The organism is Barnesiella viscericola DSM 18177 (genome assembly GCF_000512915.1).
Classification (GTDB): domain Bacteria; phylum Bacteroidota; class Bacteroidia; order Bacteroidales; family Barnesiellaceae; genus Barnesiella; species Barnesiella viscericola.
In genome coordinates this window covers 1,100,616-1,125,793 of sequence record NZ_CP007034.1, presented here as the reverse complement: position 1 = coordinate 1,125,793, position 25,178 = coordinate 1,100,616, and the positions used below count along the sequence as shown (strand labels likewise).

The window sequence follows — 25,178 nt, the reverse complement described above, 5'->3', positions numbered from 1 at the left end:
GTGATACCCTTCCGCCGTCACATACTGCCCAATGGTCTGCGCATCATACACCACTACGACGCCTCTACTCGCATGACGGCGTTGAACCTGCTGTACGATGTAGGGTCGAAAGACGAGTCGCCCCGTCGCACTGGCTTTGCCCATCTCTTCGAGCATCTCATGTTCGGCGGTTCGGTCCATATCCCCGACTTCGACACGCCGCTCCAAAAAGCCGGGGGCGAGAACAATGCCTGGACCAGCAACGACGTGACCAACTACTATACGGTCGCACCCACGCACAACATCGAGACAGCCTTCTGGTTGGAGTCCGACCGCATGCTCAGTCTGGCCTTCTCGCCCGAGTCGCTGGCCGTGCAGAAGCAGGTCGTTATCGAGGAGTTCAAGCAGCGCAACCTCAACCAGCCCTACGGCGACTCCTTCCTGTTGCTCAGGCCCATGGCCTATCGGGTGCACCCCTATCGGTGGCCGGTCATCGGGAAAGAGGTGTCGCACATTGCCGATGCCACGCTCGACGAGGTCGAGCAGTTCTTCTTCGCTCACTATGCCCCCAACAATGCCATACTGAGCATCTCGGGCAGTCTGCCCTTTGACGATGCTCTGGCCTTGTGTGAAAAATGGTTCGCCCCCATACCCCGGCGCGAGATAGCTCTCCGGCACTTGCCACAAGAACCGGCACAGACCCAGCCTCGCCGACAGACAGTCGAGCGAAACGTCCCCCTCGACGCCATCTTCAAGGCCTATCACATGGTCGACCGTCGTCACCCCGACTATCAGGCTTGCGATGCCCTTTCCGACATTTTGGCCTCGGGGCGCTCCTCCCGGCTCTACCGGCATTTGGTCATGGAGCAGAAACTCTTTGCCGAGATTGATGCGTCGGTCACTGGCGACATCGAACCGGGACTCTTCCTCCTGCGGGGAAAACTCTCGCCGGGCATCACGTTGGAACAAGGCGAGGAGGCCATCGAAGCCGAGTTGCGCCAAATCGTCGAAAAACCCGTCGACCGGCGGGAGCTCGATAAAGTGGTCAACCGCTTCGAGTCGAACGACCTTTTCTCCAACTTACACTATCTGAACAAAGCCACCAATCTGGCCTATTATGAGTTGTTGGGAGGTGCCGAGAATATCGATTATGAAGTCGAGCGGTATAAGAAACTCGCTCCGCTTGACTTGCAACGTATTGCGAGCGATCTGTTTGCGCCGGAAAACTGCTCGACCTTGTGGTACAAGGCGGCAACTCCCGACGCGTCGGACAATAAATGATATGGAGTAGTTGTTATGCGATTTAAATTAGTCTTGGCGGTTAAGTCCGAAAGTTTTGGCAACATCTTGCCGGTGAGCTATCAGTACGAATTGTCGGCAGCCGTGTATCGGCGCATTCGTGAAAATTACGAAGCCTATCTGCATTGGCTTTCCAGCAATGGCTTTGCTCCGGTCGACGATTTTCGCAATCGGTTGTTCTCCTTTTCCAATCTCTACATTCCGCGCATTCGAGTCGAAGGCGATCGGCTCCACATCTTGGTCAAGAAAGTGCAGATGTGGATTTCGTTCCTGCCCGTGCGGGGAACCCGTGAGTTTGTCGAACGGTTATTTTCGGGCATCTCCTTTGTGCTGGGCGATCGCCGCAGCCGGGTCGAGTTGGAGGTCGAAGAGATTCTCGATTGTCCTGTACCCGAGTTTGATGTGGAAGCCGAGTATCTGGCCTTGTCGCCTATCGTCTTCATGGTGCCTCGTTCCAACCGCAGCATGGAGTACGTAGGCCCCGATTACCCCACTTATGCCGACTGTTTCTATCGCTCCATACTCGCCAAATATGAGCGCATCTTTGGGCGTCCCTTTGAAGACGATACTCAATTCTCGTGGAATCTCCTCTCCGAGCCCAAGCGCAAAGGCATTTTTATGATGCGGTTTACCCCCGACGAATCGAAGGTGATAGGCTATATGTACAAGTTCAGAATCGTAATGAACCCCCTGTTGCATCAAATCATGTATGAGACCGGGGTGGGTGAGAAGGTAAACCTGGGATTCGGGTGTGTGGAAATCTTGCGCCGAGATGCCCCCGACAGTAAAAAAGAGACACCTTTGCCCGAAAAAGAGGTGCCTCCCATGAAAATAATCTGATTTTTTTGTATGAAATGACAAAAAAATTTTTTTAATTTGTATGAGAGAATAATGGATTCCCTTTCATAAAAAATAAGATATACTATGACAACAGAGCTTGAAAAACCTGATATGAATGCAGAAGAACTCCATGCAGGTCAAACTATGACTCCCGCCGAAGAGGAACAAGATTCGGCACAACCGGCACCCAAACTCTCGCGAGAAGAGATTGTGGAGACCTTGAAAAAATTGGTCGAAGGCCCGGTTGAAGAAGTCAAGGAAGAAGTCGATGAATTGAAACAAGCCTATTATAAACAGAAAAAACTCGAAATAGAAGAGGCGAAAAGCGCTTTTGTCGCCGCCGGTAATCCCGAGTCGGATTTTGTTCCCGCTCCCGACGAACTGGAAGAGACCCTTAAATCCCTGTTGTCCGTATTTCGTGAGAAGAAGGCCGAATACACCGCTTCGCTCGAAAAGCAGAAAGAGGAGAATCTTGCCCGCAAGCAACAGATTCTGGACGAGATGAAAGCCATTACGGCCGATTCGGACAACATCAACAAGCAATATACCCGTTTCCAGGAGCTGCAACAAGCCTTCAAAGAGCCCTGCGAGCTGCCTTCGTCGGCCGTATCGGGGCTGTGGAAGAGTTTTCAAGCCTGTGTCGAGAATTTCTATGACCTGTTGAAAATCAACAAGGAGTTGCGGGATTATGATTTCAAGAAGAACCTTGAACAGAAAACCGCTCTGTGCGAAGCAGCCGAAGCCCTGTTGACCAATGACGACGTGGTATCGGCCTTCAAGCAGTTGCAACTGTTGCACGATGAGTGGCGCGTTATAGGCCCGGTGGCCAAGGAGTTGCGCGAAGAGTTGTGGAACCGTTTTAAGGACGCCTCGACCGAGGTAAACAAGCGCTATCAAAGTTTCTTTGAAGCCCGCAAGGAGGTGGAGCGTAAGAACGAGGAGGCCAAGACCGCCTTGTGCGAAGAGATCGAAGCCATCGACATGAATGCACTCACCTCGTTTGCTCAGTGGGACGAAGCTACCAAGCATGTACTCGATCTGCAAAGCCGCTGGAAAACCCTGGGATTCGCTTCACGCAAGATGAACAACGTGCTGTTTGAACGTTTCCGCAAAACCTGCGATGAGTTCTTCGCCCGCAAGGCCGAGTATTTCAAGGCTGTGAAGGAGCGTATGGCCGCCAATCTCGAAAAGAAGAAAGCCCTTTGCGAGAAAGCCGAGGCCCTCAAAGACAGCACCGACTGGAAAGCCACGACCGATATTTACGTTGCCTTGCAGAAAGAGTGGAAGACGATAGGGCCGGTGGCCAAGAAACACTCCGATGCCATCTGGAAACGCTTCGTGTCGGCTTGCGACTATTTCTTTGCTCAAAAGAACAGCCAGTTGGCTTCTACCCGTCAGGCCGAGCAGGAGAATCTCGAAAAGAAACGCGAGATTATCGCCCGGTTGAAAGCCATCGACGAGTCGGTCGAGCCCGATGAGGCTATCAAGACCGTGCGCGAACTGATGGCTCAGTGGAACACGATAGGCTATGTGCCCTTCAAGGAGAAAGATAAAATCTATAAAGAATACCAGGCACAACTCGATATACTCTTCGCTCGCCTGAATATGAACGAAACCCGCAATCGGTTGAGCAATTTCTCGGCTACGGTTCAGCAAATGGCCGACGGCAATCACGATAAACTTTATCGTGAGCGTGAAAGGCTTCTGCGCATGTATGATCAGAAGAAGGCTGAGTTGCAAACCTATGAGAATAATGTGGGATTCTTGAATATTTCGTCGAAGAAGTCGAGCGGTCTCTTGAAGGAAATGGAGCGGAAAATGCAAAAAATTCGAGAAGAGATGCAGCTAATCGAGCAGAAAGTGCAACTTATAGATAAGAACTTATAAAGAACGCGAAAGTATAGTTTAGGGCAGGGCAGCTTCGAGGGGTACTGAGTTGCCCTGTCATTTCCTCCGTTTGTGGGGAATTTTTGAGGGAACAGAGTCTCTCTCCCTAAAATAGATATCAAAATAAGAAAGAGGTATGGCACGAGGTCGGTATGGACATATGATTAAGTCGCTGATTGTAATCGGCGATTTCTTTTGCTTGAACATAGCCTATGCCGTAGTCTGTCTGTGTGGAGGTGGGGTTGAAGACGGATTTGCCGAGAAAATCATTTGGCTATTGCTTAATCTCTCCTATTTCCCCGTCTACCTGTTCTTTTCCAATATCCACGAGTTGCGTATCCTGCATGTCGACCGGGTATTGGTAAAAGTATCGCAAGCCATAGTGAGCCACTTGGCGGCATTTCTGCTGCTGGTATTTTTTCTTCAGATAGAATACCTCAGTGAGGTAGTCTTGATAAAATTCTATATCCTTTTATCCGTGTTGTTGGCTGTCTGGTGGGTAGGGTCGCGCAAACTCCTCAAAATCTTTCGTCGTAAAGGATATAATTTCAAACGGGTGGTTATTGTCGGGGCCGGTACAATGGGTGTAAAACTGCTCGATGAGCTACGTTCCGATGCCGGATATGGATACAAGTTCATGGGATTTTTCGACGATAACCTGGCGCTGAAAAAATCGCTCCCCAGTTTTCAGGGAAATTGTCTGGCAGTCGAGGATTTTGCCCTTCAAAATAATGTCGACGAAATCTATTGCGCTTTGCCCATGTGGCAGGAAGAGAAAATTACCCGGTTGTTGAAGTTTGCCGAGGCCCATACCATTTCTTTCTATATGGTTCCCGATGTAGGGCGTTATATCCATCGACAACTCGAATTTAGGCTGGTAGGGAATGTGCCGGTTCTTTCGTTGCACCCCGAGCCGTTAAGGAACGTATATTCCCGATTGTTAAAACGGGCATTCGATCTGGTTTTCTCTACGGTTGTACTCATCTGCTCACCGGTTATCTTTATACCTATTGCCATAGCCGTTAAACTTTCGTCGCCGGGTCCTGTCTTTTTCAAGCAGAAGCGTACAGGCTTCAAAGGCAAGGAGTTCAATTGCTACAAGTTCCGCACCATGCGGGTCAATGCCGATAGCGACGAAGTGCAGGCCACCCGCAACGACCCGCGCAAAACCCGGGTGGGTGAGTTTCTGCGCAAGACCAGTCTCGACGAGCTGCCCCAGTTTATTAACGTCTTTTTGGGCGACATGTCGGTTGTGGGCCCTCGTCCGCACATGGTAAAGCACACCCTCGACTACTCCAAGATTATCGATAAATACATGTTGCGACACCTCATCAAGCCGGGTATTACCGGTTGGGCCCAGGTGAACGGTTACCGGGGTGAGACCCGGGAGTTGTGGCAGATGGAGCGTCGGGTCGAATACGATGTGTGGTATATCGAGCACTGGAACTTCTGGCTCGACATCAAGATTATCTTCCTTACCGTATTCAACGCCTTCAAGGGCGAGAAGAATGCATTCTGACCTCTAACCCCGACTTCATCAGTAGGGAATCAAAAAAACACAGGGTACTGCCTGGTCTCTTTCTCATAATTTGTAGGCACAAGGTAGTAATTGCTTGGACATCATAGTTAAATAGAAAAAAAACAGCATTTTTTCATTTGTCTCTGCCTTTGCCTTTTCGTATCTTTGCACCCCGAAAAAGGGAAAAGAGATGAATACGAAAGTCAAAGGCACGATATTCGGTATCGTTTCGGCAGTAAGCTACGGCACCAATCCGCTGGGTGCATTGTATTTGTATCAAGAGGGACTCTCGTCGAGTTCCGTGCTTTTCTATCGGTTCCTGTTTGCCGTATTGATTTTGGCCGGCATCATGCTGGTACAACGGCAATCGTTCGCCTTGTCGCGTAAGGAGTTAAAGACACTCGGTACACTGGGGATTCTTTTTGCCGTCTCCTCCCTTACCTTTTACACGAGTTTCCATTATATGGATGCCGGTATTGCCGCCACGATTCTTTTTGTCTATCCCATCATGGTGGCGGTGATTATGGCCCTCTTCTTCAAGGAGCGTCTGTCGGGAGTCACCCTCTTCTCCATTCTGTTGGCCCTCTCGGGCATAGCCTTGCTCTATCAGGGTGGGAGCGGTGCCGGGTTGAGTACCGCCGGTGTTTTGCTGGTATTGGTTTCGTCGCTCACCTATGCTCTTTATATCGTGGTGGTCAACCAGTCGTCCATAGCCATGTCATCGATAAAACTCACCTTCTACGTGCTGCTCATCTGCATGGCAGCCATAGCATTGCAGGCAACGCTGATCAGCGGTACTTCGTTGCAGCCGCTCACGACACCGCGCATGTGGATTTTCGCCCTCATGCTGGCGCTGATACCGACGGTCATTTCGTTGGTCACGATGACCCGCGCCGTTCATGCCATAGGTTCCACTCCCACGGCTATCATGGGGGCACTCGAACCGCTTACGGCCGTTGTCGTGGGGGTAACTCTCTTTGGCGAGGCTTTCACCCTGCGGTTAGGGGTAGGTATCTTGATGATTCTCGTGGCCGTGCTTCTTATCATTGTCTCCAAGGCCATACCGGTGCATCGGGTCATGACCAAGATAGGCCATGTCCTGCGGGAAGTCCCGCTGCACAAGCATTAATGCCGTTTTTTATTCGCACGTGAAGCGGTCGTCGAGGCGGAATCCCCGCAGCAGGTCGGCCGTAGCCATTCGTTTTTTCCCGGCGAGTTGCAGCTCCTCGATGCGCACATAGCCGTCGGCGCAGGCCACGTCGATGTGGCTCTTGCCATCGGTGTGTATTGTGCCGGGCATGAATGAGTGGGAGGCGGGTATCGCCGTTGTGCGGAATATCTTTACCCCCGTGCGTTGACCCTCGGGCGATACCCATTCGCACCAGGCGGCGGGGTAGGGCGACAGGCCTCTGACGAGGTTGTGAATCTGGACGGCCGGTTTCGCCCAGTCGATGTGGCAGGTCTCCTTGAATATCTTGGGGGCGGGGCGCAGCGGCTCGTCGGTCTTGATGGAGGCCTGGTCGATGGGGTGTACCGTCCCGGCGATGATGGCGTCGACCGTTTCGACCACCATGTCGGCCCCCAGAACCATGAGTTTGTCGTGAATCGTGCCCACATTATCTTCGGGCAGAATGGGAATGCGCTTCTGTTGGATAATCTCGCCCGTATCGATTTCGTGTTTCAGGAAGAAGGTGGTGATTCCCGTCTCGGTATCGCCGTTGATAATCGCCCAGTTGAGCGGGGCGGCGCCGCGGTATTGGGGCAGCAGCGAGGCGTGCAGGTTGAAGGTCCCCATCGGGGGCATGTTCCACACCACCTCGGGCAGCATGCGGAAGGCCACGACGATTTGCAGGTCGGCCCGCAAGGCTCGCAGCTGTTCGACAAAAGCCTCGTCCTTCAACCTCTCGGGTTGCAGCACGGGCAATTCCTGCGAGAGGGCATATTCCTTGACCGGCGAGAACTGAATCTTGTGACCGCGCCCGGCCGGTTTGTCGGGCATGGTGATGACGGCCACTACGTTGTATCCGCCCTCGACGAGGCGGCGCAGGCTCTCCACGGCAAAGTCGGGAGTGCCCATATAGACGATGCGTAAATTCTGTTTTTTCATTGCTTGTTAGTCTTGTGAAAAGTGAACCAGTACCCGGCGGTACGAGTTGAAAATCTTCGATTTCGAGACAAACCCGATGTATTTGCCGTTTTCCACCACCGGCAGGTTCCAGGCGTTGGTCTGGTCAAACACCTTCATTACGTTGTCCATGCTGCTACCCACCTCGATTTTGGCCGGGGGCATGGTCATGAACTTGCGCACATAGAAGCGTTTGTACAGTTCGGGGCGGAACATGATGTTGCGAATGTCGTCGAGAATAACGATACCCAGCAGCATGCCCTCTTTGTCGGTTACCGGGAAGATGTTGCGGTGCGATTGCGAAATCACCTTCACCATGTCGCCCAGGCTCATGTCGGGGTGCACTTCGATAAAATCCTTTTCGATGACGCTGTCCATCTTCAAGAGGGTGAGCACGGCCTTATCCTTGTGGTGGGTGAGCAGCTCGCCCTTCTTGGCCAGACGCATGGTGTAGATACTGTGAGGCTCGAATACCCGTATCGTGGCATAAGCCACGGCCGAGGTAATCATCAGCGGCAGGAACAGCTCATATCCACCGGTCAGCTCGGTGGTGAGGAAGATGGCCATCAGTGGGGCGTGCATGACGGCCGACATGACACCGGCCATGCCCATCAGGGCAAAATTCTTGTCCGACAACTCCATGGGGAATATCCCGCTGTGATTGATTACGTAGGCAAAGAAGAAGCCCGCGAAGCAACCCACATACAGGCTGGGGGCGAACGTACCACCCACACCTCCACCACCGTTGGTAGCACTGGTGGCCAGCACCTTGACCAAGATGATGAGGGCGAGGAAGAGCATCATCACCCACATGTTGCCGTTCTCGGTATAGAAAAAGCTCCCCTCGGCCAGCTGTTTCAAGTCGTCGTTGAGCAGACTGGTGATGGCTCCGTAACCCTCGCCGTAGAGCGGCGGCAACAGGAAGATGGAGAGACTCAGTACCAGCGAGCCGAAAATGAATTTCTTCCACGGTTTACCTATCTTGCGAAAGAGGTCCTCCATGTGGGTCATCACCCGGGTAAAGTAGAGCGACACGAATCCGCAGAAGATTCCCAGAAATATCACGTAGGGAATGCGGGCGGCTTCGAAAGTCTCGGTCTGTACGAAACTGAACTCGGCATTGTAGCCCGTGAAGATATACGAAACCGTTACGGCGGTAATCGACGAGATGAGCAGCGGTAGCACCGACGTGGTGGTCATGTCGATCATCAGCACTTCGAGGGTGAACAGGATACCGGCGATGGGCGCCTTGAATATGCCTGCGATAGCCGCCGCGGCACCGCAGCCCACCAGCAGCATGAGCAGCCGTTGGTCGAGGCGGAAGAGCCGCCCGATGTTCGACCCGATGGCCGCGCCCGTGTACACGATAGGAGCCTCGGCTCCTACCGAACCACCGAACCCGATGGTGATGGAGCTGGCGATGACCGACGTGTACATGTTGTGCGGTTTCAGCCGGCTCTTCTTCTGCGAGATGGCATAAAGTATGCGTGTGACACCGTGGCTGATGTCGTCCTTGACAATGTAGCGTACATAGAGCCCCGCCAACAGGATACCGATAATGGGGTAGATGAGGTAGAGGTAGTTGGCCCCGTCGGCATCGAAGTGCGAGGTGAGCAGGTTCTGAATCAGATGAATGAGGTATTTCAGAATCAGGGCGGCCGCAGCCGTGCAGATTCCGATGACGAAACTCAGGAACAATACGAAATTATGCTCGTTGATGTGCTTCTCCCGCCACAGCAGCAGGCGCATCATCAAGTCGTTTCGGCTCTCCGTCTTTGGAGTATCTTCTATTTCAATATCTTCGTCTTCTGTCATATATTACACTCCTTTTCCTGTCACCACGGTTCGTATGGTGTAGATGATAATTTTAAGATCGACCAGCAGGGACATGTTCTCCAAATAGAGAATATCGTATTTCAGCCGGGATATCATCTCGTCGATGTTGCGGGCATAGCCATATTTTACCATGCCCCACGAGGTAATACCCGGGCGAATCTGGTGCAGCAGCACATAGTAGGGAACCCGCTCCACAATCTGGCGGATAAAGTATTCGCGCTCGGGGCGTGGCCCCACGAGCGACATGTCGCCCTTCAACACGTTCCAGAACTGAGGCAGTTCGTCCAGCCGGTACTTGCGCAATACCCGTCCGATGCGGGTGATGCGCGGGTCGTTCTCCTCCGACAGCTGGGGCGTTCCCTCCTCGGCATCAGCCTTCATGGTCCTGAATTTATAGATCTTGAAGGGGCGGTGCCGATACCCGATGCGTTCCTGCTGGTAAAATACCGGTCCCTTTGAGTCGCGTTTGATGAGGATAGCCAGCACGAGAAAGAGCGGCGAGAGCAGAATCAGAGCCAGGGCCGAGACCAGTATGTCGAGCACCCGTTTCATGTTTTTGTTCCCTTCCGAGATGGCACAGTTGCTCATGTCGATGAGCGGAGCTCCGTAGATATTGGTCAGTCTCACCCGCGACGAGATGATGTTGAACTCGTCGGTACCCAGTTTGATGGGCAGGTTGAGCGGATATAGCGTATTGATGAGCCGGTGCAGTTCCACCAGATTATCCTCTTCGGGAGCCACAATCAGCTCCTGTATCTTCATCTCCCGGCACAAGCGGGGCAACTCCTCGATAGGGTAGGTGCGGTCGGCCACCTCGGGAGCCGGCGTCTCGTCGTTGACCCGAATGAATCCCACGATGCGATACCCCAGAGCCTGCCGCGGTTCATACAGTTCCCGCATCTGCTTCACCGCCTTGGGGCCACACCCGATGATAAAGGTGTTGAATTGCCACTTTCCCTGATGGATAAGCGTCGTGGCATTCCCCGTGATGGCGGCCCGCACCGTGTAGACGCAAACGAACTGCAAGGCATACAGCAACAGCAGCAACTCATAGTTGTCGATTCTGATGCGCAGCACATCGTTGATGAGGGCAATGAAAAAGATAAGTAGCGTATTCACCAGTACCGACCCCAACGTCTGTACAAACTCCTGGATACGCGATTTGAAAAACGGTTGGTTGTAGTAGCCCGACAGATAATAAACCCCCATCATCAACAGCGGGAAGATAATCTGACCCTCGATTACCCGTAGCGACAGCAGGTACGCCTTCAACGATCCGCCCGCCACAATACCCGGGAAGTGAAAGCGCACGATGTTGAACAGGAACCAGGCCACGTTCGAGGCCAGGTAGTCGCCCAACACATACCGTCTTGTCTGTCGTCTGCCGTTAATCACTCGCGTATAATCTTGATGGAACCGTCCGATTCGAGTTTGATAATGCTGGAAGGCACGGCCTCTTTCGTCTCGTCGCGGCGAGCCTCCACAATATAGTCGACCGCATTTTTAATCTCGACCGAAACCTCGGCGAAGTTGTGCGGCGAAGGCTGCCCGCTGATGTTGGCCGATGTCGACACAATCGCCTTTTTGAAGCGGCGGCACAACTCCTGCGAAAAAGCCTCGTGCGTGATGCGTATGGCGACACTCCCGTCCTCGGCCAGCAAGTTAGGCGCCAGGTTGCGGGCTCCCGGATAGATAATCGTGAGCGGTTTCACCGCCACGTCGAGCAGTTGCCATGCCGTTTCGGGCACCTCGCTCACATAGTATTCCACCTTCGGCTCACTGTCGGTGAGCACGATAAGCGCCTTGCTGTCGGCTCGTTGCTTGATTTCATACACCCGCTTCACCGCCGCGGCATTAGTCGCGTCGCAACCGATACCCCAAATCGTGTCGGTCGGGTATAAAATCACGCCGCCGCGCTCCATCACCTCGCAAGCCTGCTTGATATCTTCGCTGATTCCCATTGTAAATCCTCTTTATTAATACGATAATACGTTCTATTCTATTGCGTCGGATAGGCGTTAAGACTGCTTGTCGCAGCCACATTCGCCCCTTCGCAGGTCTACAAAGATAGTGAAAGGTAAGAGCCGTGGCAAACGAAAACGGTGTTTTCAAGTTTGACAAGGCCGAGCCGCTATCTATTTTCTACAAAGATAGCAAAAGGTGATGGCTGTGGCAAATGAGATACACAGTTTTTAGATAGACTATACCGAGCCGTCTCTTTTTTGTGCAATAGACGAGGTGGTACAAGATATTGCGCAGAAACTGTCTCCGGTTTATTAAGTCAGTTGCAAGTATCGGACTGGTGGAATATTCATAGATAAATAGTGTTTATAATTGATAAATTTCGTAACTTTGTCGAAACCCTCCCGGTGAGGGAGATTCCGTTCGGCCCAGTGTGATGATATGTTGTTGCCGGGGTAGGGCGGTTTGAGTGCATGAATTTACAGATTTTTGTGCCGATAAAAGGGGTACTGAAAAACAGGAAACGATGAAAACGAAAAAACAAGTGGTGGCAGCCGCCTTGTGTGCGCTTGCCTTGTCGAGCGGAGATGTATTTGCCCAGAGTATGGCCGAGGATATGGCTCGATTCCGTCGGGAACAGTTGGCAAGCATGAGGGAATTTGTCAAGGAGCGACAGACCGATATGGCCCATTATCGCGATTCGATCAATGCACAGTATGCCGATTTCTTGAAGAAGACGTGGGGGAGCTTCAACCTGTTGAGGCAGGAACGCAGTTTTGCGCCCATGCCCGAGCCGCCGGTGTACGACCCGAGCGACAGTGTGCCGGTAGCCGATGTGCCGGTGCCGGTAGTCGAGGTGGAACCGCTGCCGCAGCCCAAGCCCGATCCCGTCACGGTCACCCCCGATCAGCCCAAACCCGATCTCAAACCGGTGCCGGTAGTCGAGTCGAAGAAGATGATTCCGGCCGATTTCTACGGTACCCGGGTGCAGGTGAGTGCTGCCGGTGGGTCGTGCAGACATCTGTCGGGAGTATCGGAACAGGCGGTGGCCGACTATTGGACAGCCCTGTCGGCCATGCCCGTGTCGTTGTGGCTGGACGATGTACAACGGCTGATCGACGAACTGCAACTCGATGACTGGGGCGTCTGCCAGTTGATGGGAACCCTGTTCAAAGCCTATCTCCCGGGAGGAACCGAGAACGAGTCGGTCATCTTCAAGGTATTCATGCTCAACCAGTTGGGCTACAAGGCCAAGATAGGCCGCTCGCAATCCGACCTGTTGCTCTTGCTGGCTACCGAAACCAACTTGGCGAATACCTCGTTTTTCAACATTACGGAGCGTAACGGCTTGGTGCGCTACTATGTGATAAACCCGCATCATCGCGTTCTCTCCAAGGTGCAGACCAGTGCGAGCGAATATGGCAATGACGGCCGGGTCATGAATCTCGCCGTCAACCGTCTGCCCAATCTCTCCAACGACATAGAGACCCAGCAGCTGACCTTTGAGAATCGTCTCTATCAGATTGACTACAACCGCAACCGGGTGAAATATTACGAGTCGTATCCTTGTGTCGACTTCTCGATTTATGCCAGCGCACCCATCGACCGGGTTACGTTCGGCAGCCTGAAAGAGCAACTCACGCCGCAAATCGCCGGTAAGTCGCAGGAAGAGGCTGTTAATTTCCTGTTGCACTGGGTGCAAAGTTCGTTCCGCTACAAGACCGACGATGACCAGTATGGCTACGAGAAATGGAATTTTGCCGAGGAGACCATCGTCTCGGCCTATTGCGACTGCGACGACCGGGCCGTGCTGTTTGCGCAACTGGTGAGAAATCTGCTGGGCATGAAAGTCGTACTCGTCTACTACACCGGTGTGCATCTGGCCACGGCCGTGCACTTCGACAACCCCAAGACCACGGGCAGTAACGTCGAGGTCGACGGCGAGAAATACCTCATTTGCGATCCCACCTACGTCGGGGCCGACATCGGTATGGCCATGACCAACTTGGGCAATACCGGAGTCAAGATTCTGCGTCTGCAAGCCGTCGAGCCGCAACGGTAACTCGGCGGTCGAAAGAGGGTTGGCCGTGATGCTTCTTCCATACGATTCGGGGCCGTTCCAGACGTGACACTCGCTTGGTGCGACCCTTTTTCTGTTCTGGAACCGTGCGGGGGTGCGAACTGGGGCGGTCTGCCTCACCGATGAGGAGGAAGGGGCCGATATTTGGCGAGCTTCTTGAAAAATAGTATCTTCGCAGGAAAAACAGAGCGAAACGAAATGGCAGCAACAAAAGCAAATCTACCGGTAGAGATTCGCCCGTATCGGCTGGGGCTTGCGCTGAGTGGCGGTGGAGCCAAAGGGTTTGCCCATGTGGGCGTGTTGAAAGCATTGGAAGAGTTGGGCATTCGTCCCGACATCATCTCGGGCACCAGTGCCGGTGCCGTCATCGCCGTGCTCTATGCCGACGGCTATTCGCCCGACGAGATTCTCGACCTCTTCTCGGGCCTCTCGTTCAACGACCTGGCCGAAATCACGTTGCCCCGGGCCGGATTTTTCAAAATCGACCGCTTCAAGCATTTCTTGCAGAAGTCGTTGCGGGCAAAGAATATCGAGGAGCTCTCAATCCCGGTCGTCGTGACCGCCACCGACCTCGACCACGGCACTTACGTGGTGTGGCGTTCGGGTTCGATAGCCGAGCGGGTCACCGCCTCGTGCAGTATCCCCATCATCTTCCCGCCCGTGCTCATCGACGGCACCCACTATGTCGACGGGGGTGTGCTGCGCAATCTGCCCGTCTTTCCCATACGCAACGAGTGCGATACGGTCATCGGCATCAACGTGAGCCCGCTGGTCAACAAGCGCTACAAGCAGTCGATTGTCGACATTGCCGCCCGTTCATACAGCTTCATGTCCAAGAGCAATGTGACCGAGGATATGAAACTGTGCGATCTCTTTATCCCCATGAAGGAGGCGGCCCGTTATGCCGTGTTTGATATTCACGCCCTGCGCGACATTGCCAACGTGGGATACCAGCAGACGATGAAACTCTTCACCGGCAAACGAGCCCCAAAAATCAACGAACTGAATAGATAAAACCGATTCCCCTACGATATGACCGACGAAAAAATAATTATCTACCAAGTGCTTCCCCGCCTGTTCTCCAACTGTTGCGAATCCTGTGTGCCTAACGGCACCTATGCGCAGAATGGTTCGGGCAAGCTGAACGACTTCACCCCCAAGGTGTTGCAGGAGATTAAGAAGCTGGGAGCCAATTACATCTGGTATACCGGTGTCATCGAGCATGCCACCAAGACCGACTACTCCCGCTACGGCATTCGCCCCGACAACCGGTATGTGGTCAAGGGTGAGGCCGGGTCGCCCTATGCCATCAAGGACTATTACGACATCGACCCTGACCTGGCCGTCGATCCGCTTAATCGCATGCACGAGTTCGAAGCTCTCGTGGCCCGTACCCACGAGGCCGGGTTGAAGGTGATACTCGATTTCGTACCCAACCACGTGGCCCGGCAATACCACTCCGATGCCGCTCCGCAGGGCGTCGAGGATTTGGGAGCCCACGACGATAAGGAGAAGCACTTCTCACCCTCGAACAATTTCTACTACATACCCCGGCAAGCCTTCTCGCCCCAGTTCTACATCGGCGAGGGTGACGACCGCTATTTTGAGTACCCCGCCAAGGCCACCGGCAACGACTGTTTCGGGGCCTTCCCCAGCCAGAACGACTGGTACGAGACGGTGAAACTCAACTACGGCGTCGACTACATGGGCGGTCATCGCCTCTGTTTCGATCCCATACCCGACACCTGGCACAAGATGCTCGACATACTCCTCTTCTGGTGCGGCAAAGGTATCGACGCCTTCCGCTGCGACATGGCTCACATGGTACCCGTCGAGTTCTGGGGGTGGGCCATTCCCCGGGTGAAGGAGAGCTATCCCGCCGTCCTCTTCATCGCCGAGATTTACGACCAGAGCCTCTATCGGCTCTACATCGAGAAGGGCAAATTCGACTACCTCTACGACAAGGTAGGTCTCTACGACAAGTTGCGGGGCGTGCTGTGCCATCAGGTATCGGCGGCACAACTCACCTACTGCTGGCAAGCTGTCGACGGGATAGGGGGGCACATGCTCAACTTTCTCGAAAATCACGATGAGCAACGCTTCGCCTCACCCTTTTTTGCCGGTGATGCCGACAAGGCCATTCCGGCACTGGTCGTTGCCACGATGATGAGCACCGGCCCCATGATGATCTATTTCGGGCAGGAGTTGGGCGAGCGGGGCGACGATGTCGAAGGATTCAGCGGACACGACGGCCGCACCACCATCTTCGACTATTGGAGCGTACCCGCCGTGCGTCAATGGTACGACGGCGGTCGCTGCTCGGTAGCCAAACTAACCCCCGGGCAGAAGCGGTTGCGCAACCTCTATAAAACGATACTCAACATAGGGCGTCGCGAAAAAGCCGTGGGGCAGGGCAGTTTCTTCGACCTGATGTATGTCAACGGCGAGAACCCCCGCTTCAATCCCCATCGCCACTATGCCTTCCTGCGCAAATACGGCAACGAGCTGCTGGTTATTGCCGTCAATTTCGATACCCACCCCGCCGAGGTCGCCATCAACTTGCCCGACCACGCCTTCGATACGATGAAAATCGCAGCCGGGCAATACGAATCGACCGAGCTGATAAGCGGCGAAAAAGCCACAAAGGAACTCTCGCCCGACACCCCGTTCTCTACTGCGATTCCAGCCTGTGGAGCCGTGGTGTGGAAAATCGAATTAAAAAATTTTTCCCAACGAAGTATAGAAAAAATAAAAAAGGACAAGAAAATTTCGAAATAGAAATTGTACCTTTGTCCCACAAATAATAACCTCTGTTTTTACATACAAAAAATCATGAGTCAAACACCTCCGTTCAAGGTATTTTCGGGAACCAATTCAAGGTATCTCGCTGAAAAAATCTGTAATAGTCTGGGTTGCGAATTAGGCCAAATGAACATTCAGCATTTTGCCGATGGCGAATTTGCCGTATCCTTCGAGGAGTCGATTCGGGGCTGCCAGGTATATCTGGTGCAATCGACCTTCCCCAATTCCGACAACCTCATGGAATTGTTGTTGATGATCGATGCCGCCAAACGCGCTTCGGCCAAATCTATTGTAGCCGTCGTTCCCTATTTCGGTTGGGCACGTCAGGACCGCAAGGACAAACCCCGTGTTTCGATTGCCGCCAAGCTGTTGGCCGACATTCTGAGCGTAGCCGGTATCAACCGTCTCATCACGATGGACCTGCACGCCGACCAGATTCAGGGTTTCTTCGATGTTCCCGTGGATCACTTGTATGCTTCGTCGGTATTCATTCCCTATATCCAATCGTTGAATCTCAAGGATATGGTGGTTGCTACCCCCGACGTAGGAGGTTCCAAGCGCGCCAGCACCTATGCCAAGTACCTGGGTGTGCCCCTGGTACTCTGTCACAAGCAACGCGCCAAAGCCAATGTAGTCGAGAGCATGACCGTGATTGGCGACGTGGAGGGTAAGAACGTAATTCTCGTGGACGATATGGTCGATACCGCCGGTACCATCACCAAAGCTGCCGACCTGATGATGAGCAAAGGAGCCCTCTCGGTTCGCGCCATCGCTTCGCACGCCGTGATGAGCGACCCTGCCACTGAACGTGTACAGAACTCGTCGATGACCGAGATGATCTTCACCGACAGTATCCCCTACAACAAGCAGTGCGACAAGGTGCACATCATCAGCATTGCCGACCTCTTTGCCGATACCATTCGTCGGGTGTACGAAAACAAATCCATCAGTTCGCAATACCTGCTGTAATACTACAGCTCTCATTTATAGAAAATCGCATCTATTGCATTTTTGCAATAGATGCGATTTTTTTATCTAAGAAAAGAGAAAGTTAAAGCTTTTATGTATATTTGAGATTATTGAAATTTAATGCCATGAATATGAAAAAGGTTTATGTTATTGCAGCCCTTGTCTTTATTTCAATTGGGGCAATTGCACAAGTAAAAACAAAACACTTAGAATTTGAAGGAGTGCCTATAAATGGCTCCGTTGATGATTTTTTGTATGAATTGCCACGGGAGAATTATGAGGTCTGGCAGGAAAGAGTTACGGAGATAACTTTAAAAGCTATAGCTGGAGTGTATAAAGATTGGTTTATTTCTGTCGGATTTATTCCAGAAAGTAAATTTGTATATAAAGTTGACGGCTGGCTTCTCTCTAATGATGATGATAAAATCGATATTTTATCTGAATATGAGGACCAAAAGAAAAGGTTGATAGATACGTATGGAAACCCTTCTTATAGTGAGGAAAAGTTTTCTATAGATTCAGTATTGGTGGATTCAGTTGTAAGTAATGGTTCGGTTCAACTTAAATACGAAACTAATAAGAGGTACAATTATAAAACTGAGTTTGAGTTGCCGTTAGGAATAGTTCGTTTATGTCTAAACTCCTATTTGAAGGTGGAATATATTGATAGTGCTAACTCTGCACTTTATGACCAAGTTAATGCATTTAGAAATCTGAAAGTTACACAAGTATCAAATGAATCCTATAAATTGTTCCCAACGAATAATATTTGGACCTTCATTAAATTGGATACACGCAATGGTAAAATGTGGCAAATTCAATATGATGTCAGTGGAAATAATAGGTTCGAAGTAGAATTAAATACAAGAAATTTAATCTATGGTGAGGACGAAGAAAATGGGCGTTTCACGCTTTATCCTACCAATAATACTTATAATTTTATATTATTGGATCAAAAGAGGGGTATGTATGGCAGGTTCAGTGGTCACACGAGAAAGAGGAGAGACTTATATTGAGAATCTATTAAAATATTTTTTATATCGTTTATGTATCCGAAAGATAATATATTCAATATTTATTATAACATAGGTAGGCGAGTCCCTTTTCAAGTAAAACGTTGTGAAGTGGGATTGAAACGTTCCCTTTTCGAAAATAGATATAAACCTACGGGCCGTACATTTATGGTTGAGAAAGTAGAGCCAAAGGGAAAATATGGTAAAGCATATGGATATTGTTTGGTTAATAATGTAAGAGATGACGAATATTTGAAAATGTACAATCCCAATTATAGTATTGATGATATAGCAGAGATACCATGTGCTGGTTGTGGTGAATGGGTATTGATAGATGTTCCTGGCCATTCGTTAGATGAAATATTCCCTATTCATAAAGCTGATGAGATTTTATCATTTGGTCAGTATAAAGGTATGACATATCGAGATGTCTATCTTAGGGACAGTCGTTTAATTCCGTCATTATGAGTCAATCGGCAGACCGTCCCGGTAATTTTTCCGATCGAACTCATCTTTTTATATTTTCGGCTCCGTTTCGGAGCCCCTTTTTTCATTTTTGGACCCAACTGGAGCCAATACTCCAGTGAAAGGGCCGTTTCTCACTCACCTCGAACATCAGGCAGCCTGAGCAATTTCGTTGACTTCCCGCCGGACGAGCTGTACTGCATTCGCCGTGTGGATGCCAAAGAAGATGTACAGGATTTCGGTCAACTTCGTCCTTGCCTTGATGCGTTTCAGGCCATAGTGTTCCTTCTGCGTTCCGAACGAGCCTTCCATCCTCGTTGCCCTCACCCTCGCCAGCTCGTTGCGGATGATGTCGTTCTCTTTCTTTTCCAAGGACGGACGGCCACGCTTGACGAATGACGTCTGTATTCCTCTATCCTTGCAGTACCCCCTGTTGGCGCTGCCGGCATAGCCTGCATCTCCTCCGACCTTCTTCGCGTCCACACCGAAGAGCTTTCGGTGCATCTTCAGGCAGTGCGTAAGCCTGGTTCCCTCGTTGAAGGCATTGAATGACAGCTTCTCGATGAATGAGAGTCCGTCAACCTGGATGTTGTTGCACTTCGCACCGAACTCTACGCTCTTCACTTCCTTGCCTCTCACGATCGGCCTCACATACGGCTTGCTGATGCTCACTATCCTGTCCTTGACACTCTCGCGAGGATTGTTGTTCTCGAAGTGGGCCTTCTGCTGACGGTACATCCTTGTGATGATTTCAATATCGCTCTTCTGTCTGGCTGTCAGCAATTTCTCCGCACCTGCATTCTCCCTCTCCAGTGTGCGGGTCTCCTTCAGTATCTTCCCCAAAAGGTTGAGCAGGCGTCTGGTCAGTTTCCTGGTCTGGACTTTCGTATGCCTGCGCCGCTTCCTGTACGACAGGTTGGCCTTCTCTACGTCTACGTACTTCGTCCTCGGACGGTGCACATTCAGCTTGGCACTCAGAGTGCACATTATCTCATATGACTTCTCTATTCCTTCCCACAGAAGCTTCGGATCCGTAGGATAGTGCATCTCGCTCTCGTAACAGGTCGCATCCGTATACATCGTGTCCAGGTCCTTCATGTACGGTTTCCAGGCTCTTGCCAGTATCTCCTGCTGCTGTTGGATCTTCAGCCCGCGGGCCAGTTCCGAAAACACGTCGTCCAGAAGTTTGTAGTTCGTCAGAGGATGCATCGGGTCTATTCTCACATCGCAGAAGAGCTGATAGTGGACGTTACCGTTAAGATGCTCCATCAACTTCGGGCTGCTCAGACCTGTGTACATCTTCAGGAACATCAGCGCAACCTTGCCCTCCGGGGTGAAGTATGTTTTTCGTCCTTTCTTCGCTCTCATGCTCTTGCTTATCAGTCCAAAGTTCTCTGCCATCTCACGTAGCGGCAGCCTCTTCCTGATTTTTCCCAGCTCGCTAGTCGCGAATGTCTGCCTATGCAATTCATAAAAATCGAACTCCGTGAAAGGAAGATCGGGTGATATTCCAGAGAAATTTTGTACCTTAGCCATGCAGATTAATTTTTGCGATACCTCCAAATTTGGCTTTTCCAGGGCGCTTGGGGGTATTCTTTTTATCTTTAGCTAAGATACGGATTTTATATTACATTAGCAATCAATTCTTTATAAAGTTTTATTCTTTTTACGACAGTCCCTATCTTAAAGATGCAAAATATATATATTGGCTAATTGAGAATGATCCAAATTTCAAGGTTGATATTCTTGAAATCTTAGGGATAATACCCAAAAATGATTCAGAAGCTAAAAAACTTTTATCAGAGGAATACGATAGAGTCTTTTCCCAAATGGCAGAAAATGTTATTATGCCTTTTGGAAAATATAAAGGGAAATCATTGAAGGAAATAGAGGAACAGGATCCTAATTATATTGATTGGCTAAGAAAAAATAATATAGATATTCTTGGGAGGAAGTGATAGATAAGTGTTTTCTCGTATTCTTTAAGTGTATAAATAAAATATATTTATCTCTATAGTAATACAACTGGGTAAAAATAAAGAGTTATTTTTAGTCTTATTCAAGGCAGACACAAAAAAAGCGAGGCGCATCGCTGTTGCGATACGCCTCGCTGGTTATAGAGGATTAGAGATTTACTCGTTTATTTAACTTCCTCGAAGTCCACGTCGGTCACATCTTTACCGTCGTTGTTACCGCCCTGTTGTGCGTTGGCACCCGGTTGAGCCTGTTGAGCACCAGCCTGTTGTTGAGCCTGAGCGTTGTACAGGTCTTGGGCAGCAGCTTGCAGAACGCTTTCCAGTTCGCTCGAAGCCGAGTCGACACCGGCGATATCCTGAGCCTTGTGAGCCTCTTTCAGTTTGTTCAGAGCCGATTCAATGGCGCTTCTCTTGTCGGCCGGGATCTTGTCGCCCATCTCTTTGAGCTGTTTCTCGGTCTGGAAGATAAGGGCATCGGCGTGATTCAGTTTATCGATACGTTCCTTCTCTTTGGCATCACTTTCGGCGTTGGCGGCAGCCTCGTCCTTCATACGTTTGATTTCGGCGTCGGTCAAGCCGCTCGAAGCCTCGATACGAATGCTCTGCTCTTTGCCCGTGCCTTTATCTTTGGCCGATACATTCAAGATACCGTTGGCATCGATATCGAATGTAACCTCGATTTGAGGCACACCACGCATGGCAGCGGGGATTCCGTCGAGGTGGAACTTACCGATGGTCTTGTTGTCCTTGGCCATAGGACGTTCACCTTGCAGTACGTGGATTTCAACCGAAGGTTGGTTGTCGACAGCCGTCGAGAAGATTTCCGACTTGCGGGTAGGAATCGTCGTGTTGGCGTCGATCAGTTTGGTCATCACGCCACCCAGCGTTTCGATACCCAGCGAAAGCGGCGTTACATCGAGCAGCAACACATCTTTTACATCGCCGGTTAATACGGCTCCCTGTATGGCAGCACCTACGGCAACTACCTCGTCGGGGTTAACACCCTTCGACGGCGTCTTGCCGAAGAATTTCTCGACGATAGCTTGGATAGCGGGGATACGGGTCGAACCACCTACGAGGATAACCTCGTCGATATCCGATGCGCTCAGTCCGGCATCTTGCAGGGCTTTGCGGCAAGGCTCGATGGTAGCCTGGATCAAGCGGTCGCACAACTGCTCGAATTTGGCACGCGTCAACGTCTTAACCAAGTGTTTGGGCACACCGTTTACAGGCATGATGTAAGGCAAGTTGATCTCGGTCGAGGTCGAGCTCGACAATTCGATTTTAGCCTTTTCGGCAGCCTCTTTCAACCGTTGCAAGGCCATAGGATCCTCACGCAGGTCTACGCCTTCGTCGTTCTTGAACTCATCGGCCAGCCAGTCGATGATTACGTGGTCGAAGTCATCACCACCCAGGTGAGTATCACCGTTGGTCGATTTTACTTCGAATACACCGTCGCCCAATTCCAGGATAGAGATATCGAACGTACCACCACCCAGGTCGAATACGGCGATTTTCATATCTTTGTTAGCCTTGTCGAGACCGTAGGCCAAAGCGGCAGCCGTAGGTTCGTTGACGATACGGCGGACGTTCAACCCGGCAATCTCACCGGCCTCCTTCGTAGCCTGACGTTGCGAGTCGTTGAAGTAGGCAGGTACCGTAATCACGGCATCGGTTACCTCTTGACCCAGATAGTCTTCGGCTGTTTTTTTCATTTTTTGCAGAATCATGGCCGAAATCTCTTGCGGTGAGTAGAGACGACCGTCGATGTCGACACGAGGCATGTTGTTGTCGCTGCGCACTACCTTGTAAGGCACACGAGCGATTTCGTTGGTTACCTGGTCATAAGACTCGCCCATGAAACGTTTGATCGAGAAGATTGTTCTCGTCGGGTTCGTGATGGCCTGACGTTTGGCGGGCTCACCCACTTTACGTTCGCCACCATCTACAAAAGCCACGATTGAAGGCGTCGTACGACGACCCTCGCTGTTGGCGATTACTACCGGCTCGGTACCTTCCATTACGGCGACACACGAGTTGGTTGTTCCTAAGTCAATACCAATAATCTTTCCCATAGTTATATACTTTTTATTTGTTATTCAATAGAGTTAATTTATCCGCCGCCCTTGCGAGCGACACTCCATAATCTTCAAATGCCATGCCAAAAAACGAGGGGGACGAAAATGTTTTTTTTGTCAGTCTTTTCAAAACGGCGTCGGTCGCCCCTGTCAGTAATGCTGTCGATTTGTCATATCGGTCGAGGCCGGTCGTTAGGCTCCGTGTAGAAAACGCCCGTGCCCGGTAAAAGGTTGATTTTCGCGCAGCTTATTTTCGCCGATTTATTTCGTTATTCAACCGAAATGACGTAAATTTGCCCGTCTTATAACTGGCTTATAAGAGCCGAAACTAAAAGTATAAGTTAACTAAATACTAATTATTATGAACATTTCTCACATTGAACACTTGGGAATCGCTGTCAAGAGTCTTGACGAAGCTATTCCTTATTACGAAAACATTTTAGGTCTTAAATGTTATTCCATCGAAGAGGTGGCCGACCAGAAGGTAAAAACCGCTTTCTTCAAAGTAGGACAGACCAAAATCGAGCTGCTTGAGCCCACCAGCGAAGACAGCACGATTGCCAAGTTCATAGAGAAACGCGGCGAGGGTATCCATCACCTGGCTTTCGCTATCGAAGACGGTGTGGCCAATGCCTTGGCCGAAGTCGAAGCCAAAGGTGTGCGCCTGATCGACAAAGCTCCCCGCAAAGGTGCCGAGGGGTTGAACATCGCTTTCCTGCACCCCAAATCGACTTGCAGCGTATTAACCGAACTTTGTGAAGACCCTAATAAATAAAAAATATGAGCAATCAACTTGAAAAAGTACAGGAGCTGATTGAGCTGCGCGCTCAGGCTCGCCTGGGTGGTGGACAAAAAGCCATCGATAAACAACACGAGAAAGGTAAATATACGGCTCGTGAGCGCATTGCGCAACTCCTCGACGAAGGCAGCTTTGAAGAGTTGGATATGTTTGTGCGACACAGATGTACCAACTTCGGTCAAGAGAAGAAATCGTTTTTGGGCGACGGCGTCGTAACCGGTTACGGTACGATCGAAGGCCGCCTCGTTTATGTATTTGCTCAGGACTTTACCGTATTTGGCGGTTCACTGTCCGAGACGATGGCCCTGAAAATCTGCAAGGTCATGGATATGGCCATGAAGATGGGTGCGCCCTGCATTGGCCTGAACGACTCGGGAGGTGCCCGTATCCAGGAAGGTATCAACGCCTTGGCCGGTTATGCCGAAATCTTCCAGCGCAACATCATGGCTTCGGGTGTGATTCCCCAAATCTCGGCCATTCTCGGTCCCTGCGCCGGTGGTGCCGTATATTCGCCTGCCCTGACCGACTTCACGATCATGGCCAAAGGCATCTCCTACATGTTCCTCACCGGCCCGAAGGTAGTCAAGACCGTGACCGGCGAAGACGTTACCCAGGAGGCTCTCGGTGGTGCCGAAGTTCATTCGGTCAAGTCGGGTGTAGCCCACTTTGCCGCCGAGAACGGTGAAGAGGCTCTGGCCATTATCCGCAAGCTCATCAGCTATATTCCCCAGAACAACCTCGAAGAGGCTCCGCTCGTTCCCTGCAACGACCCCATCGACCGTCTCGAAGATTCGCTCAACGAGATTATCCCCGATAGCCCCAACCGCCCCTACGACATGTACGAGGTAATCGGTGCTATCATCGATAACGGCGAGTTCCTCGAAGTTCAACGCGACTACGCCAAGAATATCATCATCGGTTTCGCCCGCTTCAACGGTCAGTCGGTAGGTATCGTAGCCAACCAGCCCAAATACCTGGCCGGTGTGCTCGACAGCAACGCTTCGCGCAAAGCCGCCCGTTTCGTCCGCTTCTGCGACGCCTTTAACATTCCTATTGTCAGCCTCGTCGATGTACCGGGATTCCTGCCGGGTACGGGACAAGAGTACAACGGTGTGATTCTGCACGGTGCCAAACTGCTCTACGCCTACGGCGAAGCCACGGTGCCCAAGGTTACCATCACGCTGCGTAAGTCCTACGGTGGTTCGCACATCGTGATGAGCTGTAAACAGCTGCGCGGCGACATGAACTACGCATGGCCTACCGCCGAAATCGCCGTGATGGGTGGTGCCGGCGCCGTAGAGGTGCTCTATGCCAAAGAGGCCAAAGAGGCTCCCGATCCCGCCAAGTTCATGGCCGAGAAAGAAGCCGAGTATACCAAACTGTTTGCCAACCCCTACAACGCAGCCAAGTATGGTTATATCGACGACGTAATCGAGCCTCGCAACACCCGCTTCCGCATCATTCGCGCCTTGCAGCAGTTGCAGACTAAGAAATTAACCAATCCGGCTAAAAAGCACGGTAATATTCCTTTGTAATACATTTAAAGTAT

The 25,178-nt window shown here is 51.3% G+C and carries 20 protein-coding genes; 14 read left to right on the top strand and 6 right to left on the bottom strand.

The features are described from left to right. The first annotated feature begins 3 nt into the window (after positions 1-3). The 5 genes from BARVI_RS04465 to BARVI_RS04445 all read left to right on the top strand — a co-directional run bounded on the left by BARVI_RS04465 (position 4) and on the right by BARVI_RS04445 (position 6,653). Entirely contained in the window at positions 4-1,260 is a 1,257-nt protein-coding gene (locus BARVI_RS04465) for a M16 family metallopeptidase (protein ID WP_198016003.1), read from the top strand. Positions 1,261-1,275: 15 nt separating this feature from the next. Beyond that, entirely contained in the window at positions 1,276-2,118 is an 843-nt protein-coding gene (gene cas6 / locus BARVI_RS04460; protein WP_025278072.1) for a CRISPR-associated endoribonuclease Cas6, read from the top strand. Positions 2,119-2,202: 84 nt separating this feature from the next. Beyond that, a complete protein-coding gene (locus BARVI_RS04455) occupies positions 2,203-4,005 on the top strand; it encodes a DUF349 domain-containing protein (RefSeq protein ID WP_038534265.1) in 1,803 nt (600 codons plus the stop codon). A gap of 136 nt (positions 4,006-4,141) precedes the next feature. After that, entirely contained in the window at positions 4,142-5,524 is a 1,383-nt protein-coding gene (locus tag BARVI_RS04450) for an undecaprenyl-phosphate glucose phosphotransferase (protein WP_025278070.1), read from the top strand. Positions 5,525-5,714: 190 nt separating this feature from the next. Further along, positions 5,715-6,653: an EamA family transporter gene (locus BARVI_RS04445; RefSeq protein WP_025278069.1), complete on the top strand. Its 939-nt coding sequence runs from the start codon at positions 5,715-5,717 to the stop codon at positions 6,651-6,653. 9 nt (positions 6,654-6,662) lie between these two features. Here BARVI_RS04445 and fmt read toward each other — a convergent pair whose 3' ends face one another. From fmt to BARVI_RS04425, 4 genes are read right to left on the bottom strand one after another with little or no spacing between them, the layout of a single operon-like run. Further along, the gene (fmt, locus tag BARVI_RS04440; RefSeq protein WP_025278068.1) at positions 6,663-7,631 is read right to left on the bottom strand and encodes a methionyl-tRNA formyltransferase; all 969 of its coding nucleotides are present in this window, start codon (positions 7,629-7,631) and stop codon (positions 6,663-6,665) included. Between the two features lie 6 nt (positions 7,632-7,637). Further along, positions 7,638-9,464, bottom strand: a complete 1,827-nt coding sequence (locus BARVI_RS04435) for a chloride channel protein (protein ID WP_025278067.1) — start codon at positions 9,462-9,464, stop codon at positions 7,638-7,640. 3 nt (positions 9,465-9,467) lie between these two features. Then, a complete protein-coding gene (locus BARVI_RS04430) occupies positions 9,468-10,880 on the bottom strand; it encodes a sugar transferase (RefSeq protein WP_051401085.1) in 1,413 nt (470 codons plus the stop codon). After that, entirely contained in the window at positions 10,877-11,440 is a 564-nt protein-coding gene (locus tag BARVI_RS04425) for an L-threonylcarbamoyladenylate synthase (RefSeq protein WP_025278065.1), read from the bottom strand. The genes BARVI_RS04430 and BARVI_RS04425 overlap by 4 nt, the downstream gene beginning before the upstream one ends. A gap of 533 nt (positions 11,441-11,973) precedes the next feature. On the opposite strand from BARVI_RS04425, the gene BARVI_RS04420 reads away from it, so the two are divergent. The 6 genes from BARVI_RS04420 to BARVI_RS13135 all read left to right on the top strand — a co-directional run bounded on the left by BARVI_RS04420 (position 11,974) and on the right by BARVI_RS13135 (position 18,779). Next, positions 11,974-13,509, top strand: a complete 1,536-nt coding sequence (locus tag BARVI_RS04420) for a hypothetical protein (protein WP_025278064.1) — start codon at positions 11,974-11,976, stop codon at positions 13,507-13,509. A gap of 216 nt (positions 13,510-13,725) precedes the next feature. Then, entirely contained in the window at positions 13,726-14,541 is an 816-nt protein-coding gene (locus BARVI_RS04415) for a patatin-like phospholipase family protein (RefSeq protein WP_025278063.1), read from the top strand. An 18-nt stretch (positions 14,542-14,559) separates the two neighbouring features. After that, positions 14,560-16,305 (top strand): alpha-amylase family protein, encoded by a 1,746-nt coding sequence (locus BARVI_RS04410; RefSeq protein WP_025278062.1) that lies wholly within the window; start codon positions 14,560-14,562, stop codon positions 16,303-16,305. Between the two features lie 54 nt (positions 16,306-16,359). Continuing rightward, a complete protein-coding gene (locus tag BARVI_RS04405; RefSeq protein WP_025278061.1) occupies positions 16,360-17,298 on the top strand; it encodes a ribose-phosphate pyrophosphokinase in 939 nt (312 codons plus the stop codon). 131 nt (positions 17,299-17,429) lie between these two features. After that, positions 17,430-18,314 carry a hypothetical protein gene (locus BARVI_RS13480; protein ID WP_198015991.1) on the top strand — a complete coding sequence of 295 codons (885 nt, stop codon included), beginning with the start codon at positions 17,430-17,432 and terminating at the stop codon, positions 18,312-18,314. A 108-nt stretch (positions 18,315-18,422) separates the two neighbouring features. After that, on the top strand, positions 18,423-18,779 hold the full coding sequence (locus BARVI_RS13135; protein ID WP_198015990.1) for a hypothetical protein: 357 nt from the start codon (positions 18,423-18,425) through the stop codon (positions 18,777-18,779). Positions 18,780-18,926: 147 nt separating this feature from the next. Here BARVI_RS13135 and BARVI_RS04390 read toward each other — a convergent pair whose 3' ends face one another. Next, positions 18,927-20,312 carry a transposase gene (locus BARVI_RS04390; RefSeq protein ID WP_025277946.1) on the bottom strand — a complete coding sequence of 462 codons (1,386 nt, stop codon included), beginning with the start codon at positions 20,310-20,312 and terminating at the stop codon, positions 18,927-18,929. A 29-nt stretch (positions 20,313-20,341) separates the two neighbouring features. Here BARVI_RS04390 and BARVI_RS04385 point away from each other — a divergent pair, with 29 nt between their 5' ends. Next, on the top strand, positions 20,342-20,734 hold the full coding sequence (locus tag BARVI_RS04385) for an exodeoxyribonuclease X C-terminal domain-containing protein (RefSeq protein ID WP_025278059.1): 393 nt from the start codon (positions 20,342-20,344) through the stop codon (positions 20,732-20,734). Between the two features lie 182 nt (positions 20,735-20,916). Here BARVI_RS04385 and dnaK read toward each other — a convergent pair whose 3' ends face one another. Beyond that, complete coding sequence (gene dnaK / locus BARVI_RS04380) at positions 20,917-22,827, bottom strand: molecular chaperone DnaK (RefSeq protein WP_025278058.1); 1,911 nt, start codon at positions 22,825-22,827, stop codon at positions 20,917-20,919. A gap of 364 nt (positions 22,828-23,191) precedes the next feature. Between dnaK and mce the strand changes: the two genes are divergently transcribed. Together mce and BARVI_RS04370 are read left to right on the top strand one after the other, a co-directional pair. Beyond that, positions 23,192-23,605: a methylmalonyl-CoA epimerase gene (gene mce / locus BARVI_RS04375; protein WP_025278057.1), complete on the top strand. Its 414-nt coding sequence runs from the start codon at positions 23,192-23,194 to the stop codon at positions 23,603-23,605. A gap of 5 nt (positions 23,606-23,610) precedes the next feature. Beyond that, positions 23,611-25,164, top strand: coding sequence for an acyl-CoA carboxylase subunit beta (locus BARVI_RS04370; RefSeq protein ID WP_025278056.1), 1,554 nt, complete (start codon positions 23,611-23,613; stop codon positions 25,162-25,164). Positions 25,165-25,178: the final 14 nt, after the last annotated feature.